General features: G+C 57.8%; 8 protein-coding genes. 5 read left to right on the top strand and 3 right to left on the bottom strand.

Annotated features, from left to right (window positions below):
* Positions 1-74: 74 nt before the first annotated feature.
* Complete coding sequence (gene yegQ, locus LLF79_RS02230; protein WP_058654335.1) at positions 75-1,436, top strand: tRNA 5-hydroxyuridine modification protein YegQ; 1,362 nt, start codon at positions 75-77, stop codon at positions 1,434-1,436.
* Between the two features lie 161 nt (positions 1,437-1,597).
* Here yegQ and LLF79_RS02225 read toward each other — a convergent pair whose 3' ends face one another.
* Positions 1,598-2,098 (bottom strand): DUF523 domain-containing protein, encoded by a 501-nt coding sequence (locus LLF79_RS02225; protein ID WP_227879049.1) that lies wholly within the window; start codon positions 2,096-2,098, stop codon positions 1,598-1,600.
* Between the two features lie 141 nt (positions 2,099-2,239).
* On the opposite strand from LLF79_RS02225, the gene yegS reads away from it, so the two are divergent.
* Positions 2,240-3,139, top strand: a complete 900-nt coding sequence (gene yegS / locus LLF79_RS02220; protein WP_021241471.1) for a lipid kinase YegS — start codon at positions 2,240-2,242, stop codon at positions 3,137-3,139.
* Positions 3,140-3,192: 53 nt separating this feature from the next.
* Here the strand turns inward: yegS and fbaB are convergent, their stop codons facing one another.
* Positions 3,193-4,245 carry a class I fructose-bisphosphate aldolase gene (gene fbaB / locus LLF79_RS02215; RefSeq protein ID WP_008500869.1) on the bottom strand — a complete coding sequence of 351 codons (1,053 nt, stop codon included), beginning with the start codon at positions 4,243-4,245 and terminating at the stop codon, positions 3,193-3,195.
* A gap of 250 nt (positions 4,246-4,495) precedes the next feature.
* On the opposite strand from fbaB, the gene LLF79_RS02210 reads away from it, so the two are divergent.
* The 3 genes from LLF79_RS02210 to LLF79_RS02200 are packed head-to-tail and all read left to right on the top strand — an operon-like array spanning position 4,496 to position 7,724.
* Positions 4,496-5,773 (top strand): nucleoside permease, encoded by a 1,278-nt coding sequence (locus LLF79_RS02210; RefSeq protein WP_227879048.1) that lies wholly within the window; start codon positions 4,496-4,498, stop codon positions 5,771-5,773.
* Complete coding sequence (locus LLF79_RS02205; protein ID WP_227879047.1) at positions 5,770-6,774, top strand: ADP-ribosylglycohydrolase family protein; 1,005 nt, start codon at positions 5,770-5,772, stop codon at positions 6,772-6,774. Before LLF79_RS02210 ends, LLF79_RS02205 begins: the two co-directional genes overlap by 4 nt.
* Positions 6,771-7,724, top strand: coding sequence for a PfkB family carbohydrate kinase (locus LLF79_RS02200; protein ID WP_227879046.1), 954 nt, complete (start codon positions 6,771-6,773; stop codon positions 7,722-7,724). The genes LLF79_RS02205 and LLF79_RS02200 overlap by 4 nt, the downstream gene beginning before the upstream one ends.
* Here LLF79_RS02200 and LLF79_RS02195 read toward each other — a convergent pair.
* Positions 7,698-8,444: a GntR family transcriptional regulator gene (locus LLF79_RS02195; protein ID WP_227879045.1), complete on the bottom strand. Its 747-nt coding sequence runs from the start codon at positions 8,442-8,444 to the stop codon at positions 7,698-7,700. The genes LLF79_RS02200 and LLF79_RS02195 overlap by 27 nt on opposite strands.
* Positions 8,445-8,473 lie beyond the last annotated feature (29 nt).

Here is an 8,473-nt window from a genome sequence, read left to right as displayed (position 1 = left end):
TAATGTGGGGGATCTCCCCTTACCGCTGCACCAGGTGCACGCGGATCTGACCTGTCATCAGAACGAGAACAAACATGTTTAAACCGGAACTCCTTTCCCCGGCGGGAACGCTGCAAAATATGCGTTACGCTTTCGCCTATGGCGCCGACGCCGTGTATGCGGGCCAGCCGCGCTACTCGCTGCGCGTGCGTAATAACGAATTCAACCACGAGAACCTGCAGCTCGGCATCAACGAGGCGCATGCTCTGGGTAAAAAATTCTACGTGGTGGTCAACATCGCGCCGCACAACGCCAAGCTGAAAACGTTCATCCGCGACCTGAAGCCGGTGGTGGATATGGGGCCGGACGCGCTGATCATGTCGGACCCGGGTTTAATCATGCTGGTTCGGGAGAACTTCCCGGAGATGGATATTCACCTCTCCGTACAGGCTAACGCCGTCAACTGGGCGACGGTGAAGTTCTGGAAGCAGATGGGGCTGACCCGCGTCATCCTGTCCCGCGAGCTTTCGCTGGAAGAGATCGAAGAGATCCGCACCCAGGTGCCGGATATGGAAATCGAAATCTTCGTTCACGGCGCGCTGTGCATGGCCTACTCCGGCCGCTGCCTGCTCTCCGGCTATATCAACAAGCGCGACCCGAACCAGGGCACCTGCACCAACGCCTGCCGCTGGGAATATAACGTCCAGGAAGGCAAAGAGGACGACATCGGCAACATCGTCCACAAGCATGAGCCTATTCCGGTGACCAACGTTGAGCCTACGCTGGGCATCGGCGCGCCAACCGACAGCGTGTTTATGATTGAAGAAGCCAAACGTCCGGGCGAGTACATGACCGCCTTTGAAGACGAGCACGGCACCTACATCATGAACTCGAAGGATCTGCGCGCCATCGCCCACGTTGAGCGCCTGACCCAGATGGGCGTGCACTCCCTGAAGATTGAAGGGCGCACCAAATCCTATTACTACTGCGCGCGTACCGCGCAGGTGTACCGTAAAGCCATCGACGATGCGGCAGCCGGTAAACCGTTCGATACCAGCCTGCTGGAAACGCTGGAAGGCCTGGCGCACCGCGGCTATACCGAAGGCTTCCTGCGCCGTCACACCCACGACGACTACCAGAACTACGAGCACGGCTACTCCGTTTCCGAGCGCCAGCAGTTTGTCGGAGACTTCACCGGCGAGCGCAAAGGCGCGCTGGCGGCCGTGGCGGTGAAAAACAAGTTTACCAAAGGCGACAGCCTGGAGCTGATGACCCCGCAGGGCAACATGAACTTCACGCTGGAGCATCTGGAAAACGGCAAAGGCGAAGCGATTGAGGTCGCGCCGGGCGACGGGCACACCGTCTGGCTGCCGGTTCCGGAAGAAGTGGAGCTGACGTTCGCGCTGCTGATGCGTAACTTCAACGGTGAAAGCACACGTAATCCACACGGCAAATAGTTAATCAGGGAAATTTTTTCGCGCTGGGATAATTCTTAGAATCGGATCACATACCGCTTCGTTCAATACGGGTATTATCCCCCCGCTGAAAAACATAACCCATAAATGCTAGCTGTACCAGGAACCACCTCCTTAGCCTGCGTAATCTCCCTTACGCGGGCTTATTTTTTGCCTTCTCTCTTCTCAATCCAGGCAATGAGTTCGTCGATTTGCTTCTCTGAGAACACGGCGATCCCATTCTCAGCGAGCAACGACGCAGCAACCCCCCTCCCCGCTTTCTGTATACCGCGAAAAGATCCGTCATAAATAAACTCACTGCCGCACGTTGGGCTGCCATCGGTTAGCAATGCAGCGCTACACCCCGACGCCTGAGCAGCGCGTAGCGCAAGCCAGGCTGCAAGCTGATAATGTACGGTCACATCCTGCCCGGTATTTTCCATAATTCTGGCTTGCCCGTTCATCACGTCTTTGCCATCAGCGAATTTAATCTCTGCCGGAGGACGCGGTACAGGCAGCCCGGCAGCCAATTCAGGGCAGTGGATAACCAGACGTTGTTCCTGTTGCCAGCGAGCGAGTTGCGCGTTCATTCGCGCTTTTTCACTTCCGTTATAACGGACCCTGAAGCCCATCAGGCAAGCGCTTACCAAAATTTTATTCATCATCACTTTCCTGTGATTACATTAAGCTCATCGCTGAAGTGTAACGCGCTTTTGTGCCTGTTTTGTTCCTTTCATCCTGTTCTTACCCGCTTTTTCCCTCTCTGCTATACACTCTTACTAACGCTAAAAAAGGGAGCAGCGCGGATGGCAACCTATCCAGACAGTTTATTGATTCTCAACGGCAAAAGTGCAGGCAACGATCTGCTGCGTCAGGCCATTCAGGGTTTGCGTGACGACGGGGCGCGCATCCACGTAAGGGTAACCTGGGAAAAAGGCGACGCGGCACGCTATATCAATGAAGCCCTCGGGCTTGGCGTTGAGACCATCATTTCCGGCGGCGGCGATGGCACCATCAATGAGATCGCGTCAGCGCTGATCGACCTGCCCCCGGCAGACCGCCCGGTGATGGGTATTTTACCGCTCGGCACCGCCAATGATTTTGCCACCAGCGCCGGGATCCCCGAGGCGTTAGAGAAAGCGCTTCAGCTGGCGATCCTCGGTAAAGCGACCGCGGTAGATATTGCGCAGGTGAATGACAAAACCTGCTTTATCAATATGGCCACCGGCGGGTTCGGCACGCGCATCACCAGCGAAACGCCGGAAAAACTCAAGGCGGCGCTGGGCGGCGTGTCGTATCTGATCCACGGTCTGATGCGCATGGATACCCTCAAGCCTGACCGCTGCGAAATTCGCGGCGAAGATTTCCAGTGGCAGGGCGACGCGCTGGTCATTGGCATTGGCAATGGGCGTCAGGCAGGCGGCGGGCAGCAGCTGTGCCCGGAGGCGCTGATCAATGACGGTCAGCTACAGCTGAGGATTTTCACGGGCGACGGCCTGCTGCCCGCGCTGTTTACCACGCTGACGCAGCCGGAAGAGAGTCCGAATATCATTGACGGGAAATCCGCATGGTTTGAGGTAAATGCTCCGCACGGGATGACCTTTAACCTCGACGGGGAACCGCTCAGCGGGACGCAGTTCCGCATTGAGGTGTTGCCCGGCGCGCTGCAGTGTCGGTTGCCGCCAGACTGTGTGCTTTTGCGCTGATGGTATTGCCGGGTGGCGGCTACGCCTTACCCGGCCTACGCTTAGCCCTCAGGTCAGGCAATCGTGACTTTGCTGTCCAGATAGACGTCCTGCACCGCATTGATCAGCTTCACGCCGTCAGCCATCGATTTCTTAAACGCCTTACGGCCAAGGATCAGCCCCATGCCGCCCGCGCGTTTGTTGATAACCGCAGTACGCACCGCGTCTGACAGGTCAGTATCGCCGCCCGCCGCGCCGCCGGAGTTAATCAGCCCTGCGCGGCCCATGTAGCAGTTCGCCAGCTGGTAGCGCACCAGGTCGATCGGGTTATCGCTGGTCAGTTTGCTGTAAACGCGGTCATCGGTGTAACCAAAGTTCACTGCTTTATATCCGCCATTATTCTCGGCCATTTTCTGCTTCACGATATCCGCGCCAATGGTCGCCGCCAGATGGTTCGCCTGGCCGGTCAGGTCAGCCGACACGTGGTAATCCACGCCGTCTTTTTTGAACGCCGAGTTGCGCAGGTACGCCCACAGCACGGTCACCATACCCAGCTCGTGCGCGCGCTCAAACGCCGCAGAGATCTCTTCAATCTGACGACGAGACTGTTCTGAGCCGAAATAGATGGTCGCCCCAACGGCAACCGCCCCCATATTGAACGCCTGCTCGACGCTGGCATAGAGCGTCTGGTCATATTCGGTGGGGTAGCTCAGGGTTTCATTGTGGTTCAGCTTCACGAGGAACGGAATGCGGTGGGCATAGCGACGCGAGACGGAGGCCAGCACGCCGTAGGTGGACGCCACGCAGTTACAGCCCGCTTCAATCGCCAGCTCAACAATGTTCTTCGGATCGAAATAGAGCGGATTCGCCGCGAAGGAGGCGCCCGCCGAGTGCTCAACGCCCTGGTCTACCGGCAGAATAGAGAGATATCCGGTGCCGCCGAGCCGCCCGGTGTTATAGAGCGTCTGCATATTTCTTAGCACGGCAGGCGGACGGTTGTTATCGACCATCACGCGGTCAACGTAGTCATGACCAGGCAGGTAAAGCTGGTCGGCTGGAATGGTCATACAACGATGCTGTAAAAGGCTGTCGGCGTCTTTGCCAAGCAACTGCGCAATATCAGTCATGTGATACTCCCGTAAGTTCGACGTCATGTCGGTGTGCGTTTATCCAGTCCCATCTTTTATGGGCAGACTAAGCCTGGTACCGACTTAACAGATTTTCCACCCTTTGCAATTTTTTTCAGCACAATCTGCTGGCTCGATTCGTGTACAACAAAACTGTTACATTGATCAAACAATCGCCACAAAGGTATTTAAAAGGTATTATTGAATGGTATGTTAAAGGCGTACCCTCTCTGACATGCAGGATTAAAAAATGAAAACGAAAGTCCAACTGTCATTCATGATGTTTGTTGAATGGTTTATCTGGGGCGCGTGGTTTGTGCCGCTGTGGCTGTGGCTGAGCAAAAGCGGTTTTACCGCCGGGGAAATCGGCTGGTCTTATGCCTGTACCGCCATTGCCGCTATCCTCTCCCCAATTCTTGTCGGATCGCTGACGGACCGCTTCTTCGCCGCACAGAAAGTACTGGCGGTGCTGATGTTTGCCGGCGCGATTCTGATGTACTTCGCGGCACAGCAAACCCAGTTCAGCACCTTCTTCCCGCTGCTGCTGGTTTACTCCCTGACCTACATGCCCACCATCGCGCTGACCAACAGCATTGCCTTCGCGAACGTGGACGACGTCGAGGCCGACTTCCCGCGTATCCGCGTGATGGGCACCCTCGGCTGGATCGCCTCCGGGCTGGCGTGCGGCTTCCTGCCGCAGATGCTGGGCTATAGCGATATCTCCGATACTAATATTCCCCTGCTGATGACCGCCGCCAGCTCCGCCCTGCTCGGCGTCTTTGCCCTGTTCCTGCCGAATACGCCGCCGAAGAGCACCGGCAAGCTGGACTTCAAAGTGATGCTGGGGCTGGACGCGCTGATCCTGCTGCGCGACAGAAACTTCCTCGTGTTCTTCTTCTGCTCGTTCCTGTTCGCCATGCCGCTGGCCTTCTACTACATTTTCGCCAACGGCTATCTCACTGAAGTGGGGATGAAAAACGCCACCGGCTGGATGACGCTCGGCCAGTTCTCTGAAATCTTCTTTATGCTGGCGCTGCCGTTCTTTACCAAACGCTTTGGTATTAAGAAGGTCTTACTGCTGGGTCTGATTACCGCCGCCATCCGCTACGGGTTCTTCATTTACGGCGGTGCGGAACAGTACTTCACCTACGCCCTGCTGTTCCTCGGCATTCTGCTGCACGGCGTGAGTTACGACTTCTACTACGTCACCGCGTATATCTACGTGGATAAAAAAGCGCCGGTGCATATGCGCACCGCCGCGCAGGGCCTGATTACGCTCTGCTGTCAGGGCTTTGGTAGCCTGCTGGGTTACCGCCTGGGCGGCGTGATGATGGAAAAAATGTTCGCCTACAAAGAGCCAGTGAAGGGACTGACCTTCAACTGGGCCGGAATGTGGACATTTGGCGCAATCATGATTGCCGTGATTGCCGTGCTGTTTATGCTGTTTTTCCGCGAATCGGACAAAGAGATCGCTGCAATTGCGGTGGTTGATGGCGATGCCGCGCTGACACAAGGGGAAGTTAAATGAAACAAGAACGTATTCTCGGTGCCCTTTACGGGCAGGCGTTAGGGGATGCGATGGGCATGCCGTCGGAGCTGTGGCCGAGAAAGCGCGTCAAGGCGCACTTCGGCTGGATCGACCGCTTTTTACCCGGCCCGGCAGAAAATAACGCGGCCTGCTATTTCAGGCAGGCAGAGTTCACCGACGATACCTCAATGGCGCTGTGCCTGGCCGATGCGATTATCGAGTGCGACGGGGAAATTAATGCGGACGTTATCGGCAAGCATATCCTGAACTGGGCGCTCGATTTCGACGCGTTCAACAAGAACGTGCTCGGCCCCACTTCCAAAATCGCGCTGAATGCGATTCGAGACGGGAAGCCGGTCAGCGCGCTGGAGAACAACGGCGTAACCAACGGGGCGGCGATGCGCGCCTCCCCGCTGGGCTGCCTGCTCCCGGCGACGCGGCTGGAACACTTTGTTGAACAGGTGGCGCAGGCCTCCAGCCCGACCCATAAATCGGACCTCGCGATTGCCGGCGCGGTGGTGATTGCCTGGGCGGTTTCCCGCGCCATCGACTGCGAAAGCTGGCAGAACATCGTTGATGCCCTGCCGGGGATCGCCCGCTATGCGCAGGAGATGAAAACCACCACCTTCAGCGCGTCGCTGGCGGCACGTATTGAGCTGGCGCTTAAGACCGTACGGGAAGCCAACGGTATTGAGTCCGCCAGCGAGCAGGTTTATCAGCTGATTGGCGCGGGAACCAGCACCATTGAGTCCGTTCCGGCGGCCATTGCAATGGTGGAACTGGCGGGAACCGACCCGAACCGCTGCGCCATCTTATGCGCCAATCTGGGCGGTGATACGGACACTATTGGCGCCATGGCGACGGCCATCTGCGGCGCGCTCCACGGCGTGCAGGCGATTGATCCGGCGCTCAAAGCCGAACTCGACGCCGTCAACCAGCTCAACTTCGGCCATTATTGCGAGAAACTGCTGCACTTCAGGGAGCAAAGGGAGGGCGTATGAAGGCATTTGCCCAACGTCTCGAAAATCTGCACGCCACGCGCCCGATGACGGTGCTGGGCGCCGCGGTGATTGACGTCATCGCCGACGCCTACGCCCTGCCCTGGCGCGGGTGCGATATCGAACTTAAGCAGCAGGGCGTGAATATTGGCGGCTGCGCGCTGAACATTGCCATCGCCCTGAAACGCCTCGGGATCGCCGCGCAAAATGCCCTTCCCGTCGGCCATGGCGTTTGGGCGGATATTATCCGCAACGCCATGGCGAAGCAGGATCTGCACAGCGCCGTAGAGGCTGAAACCGGCGACAACGGCTGGTGTCTGGCGCTGGTGGAGCCAGACGGCGAGCGCACCTTTATGTCCTTTAGCGGCGTGGAAAACCAGTGGCAGCAGCGCTGGCTGGATGCGCTTCACGTTCCGCAAAACAGCCTGGTTTATCTCTCCGGCTACCAGCTGGCCTCGCCGTGCGGCGAGCTGCTGACAGGCTGGCTGGAGGGATTACAGGACGTGACGGCCTTTATCGATTTCGGCCCACGCATCGCGGATGTTCCTGATGCGCTGATGGAGAGAATCATGGCCTGCAGGCCAATCGTGTCGCTCAATCGTCAGGAAGCGGGGCTCGCGGCTGAAAGACTGGGTGTGGAGGCTGAAAACCTGGGTGAAGTGTGGCAGCAGCGCTTTGGCGCCGCGCTGATCGTGCGCCATGATAAAGACGGTGCTACGTGGTATGACGGTGACGCCTCGGGCGTTGTTCCGGCGTTTCCGGCGACGGTTGTGGATACCATTGGTGCAGGCGACAGCCACGCGGGCGGCACGCTGGCCGGGCTGGCTGCGGGATGGTCACTGGCAGATGCCGTTCTGCTGGGGAATGCCGTGGCGTCATGGGTGGTCAGCCACCGCGGCGGCGATTGCGCCCCGACGCGCGAGGCACTACTCCTCGCACACAAAGACGTATAGATCGCTGCGACAGTAGCTGATGCTGTACTCAATCGGCCGGTGCTGCTGGTCAAGCGCGACCTGCTTGATCACCAGCACCGGTATTTTTTCATCCATCTTAATGTGCGTCTGAAACTCGCTGTCGGGCATGCGGGCGCTCACCCTTGAGCGGGTGCGCTGCGGGTAGATATTCTGACTGCGGAAGTAGTCATAGAGCGAAATGCCAATCGCATCCGGGTCGGGAATTAACCCGACGGGGACCCAGGACTCTTCAATCGACACCGCATCGTCATCGACATAGCGAATGCGCTTGAGCAAAAAGACCTCGCTGTCCGGGGAGATCGACAGGTGGTTGGCCACCTCTTCCGGACACTTCACCACCCGCTTGTTGACCCAGAGCGTATTCGGCTTCTTGCCGCGCAGCACCACCTGCTGGGAAAAACCGCGCGCCTCTTTAAGCGAATATTCGAAGATATTGTTGATTTGCGTGCCATAGCCACGGGCGCGCGTCACCACGCCCTCTTCTTCCAGCGCCTGCATCGCTTTACGCACGGTAATGCGCGACACCCCGGTCAACTGGCTCAGATCGCGCTCGCCGGGCAAAATATTCCCGTGCTCCAGCACCCCGCTGCGCACCGCGTTTTTTACCGTTTCGGCAAACTTCAGGTACAGCGGCGTGTTATCGGGCGCGGCGATCCGTTCATTCAGATGAGCGATTAACCGGGTATGCGCTTGTTCCATCTCTGTTTTCTCAGGCGTGATGTATTCTG

Origin of the sequence: Enterobacter cloacae complex sp. 2021EL-01169 (genome assembly GCF_020733125.1) — a bacterium.
In the GTDB taxonomy this organism is placed as follows: Bacteria; Pseudomonadota; Gammaproteobacteria; order Enterobacterales; family Enterobacteriaceae; genus Enterobacter; species Enterobacter roggenkampii.
Note: the sequence above shows the minus strand (reverse complement) of the source record. Positions and strands in the feature narration are given on the sequence as shown.

Bases quoted from the DNA above. Each gene is read 5' to 3' on its own strand.
- LLF79_RS02210 (WP_227879048.1), top strand. From the start codon at position 4,496: ATGAAAACGAAAGTCCAACTGTCATTCATGATGTTTGTTGAATGGTTT.
- yegQ (WP_058654335.1), top strand. From the start codon at position 75: ATGTTTAAACCGGAACTCCTTTCCCCGGCGGGAACGCTGCAAAATATG.
- yegS (WP_021241471.1), top strand. From the start codon at position 2,240: ATGGCAACCTATCCAGACAGTTTATTGATTCTCAACGGCAAAAGTGCA.
- LLF79_RS02195 (WP_227879045.1), bottom strand. From the start codon at position 8,444: ATGGAACAAGCGCATACCCGGTTAATCGCTCATCTGAATGAACGGATC.
- LLF79_RS02200 (WP_227879046.1), top strand. From the start codon at position 6,771: ATGAAGGCATTTGCCCAACGTCTCGAAAATCTGCACGCCACGCGCCCG.
- fbaB (WP_008500869.1), bottom strand. From the start codon at position 4,245: ATGACTGATATTGCGCAGTTGCTTGGCAAAGACGCCGACAGCCTTTTA.
- LLF79_RS02225 (WP_227879049.1), bottom strand. From the start codon at position 2,098: ATGATGAATAAAATTTTGGTAAGCGCTTGCCTGATGGGCTTCAGGGTC.
- LLF79_RS02205 (WP_227879047.1), top strand. From the start codon at position 5,770: ATGAAACAAGAACGTATTCTCGGTGCCCTTTACGGGCAGGCGTTAGGG.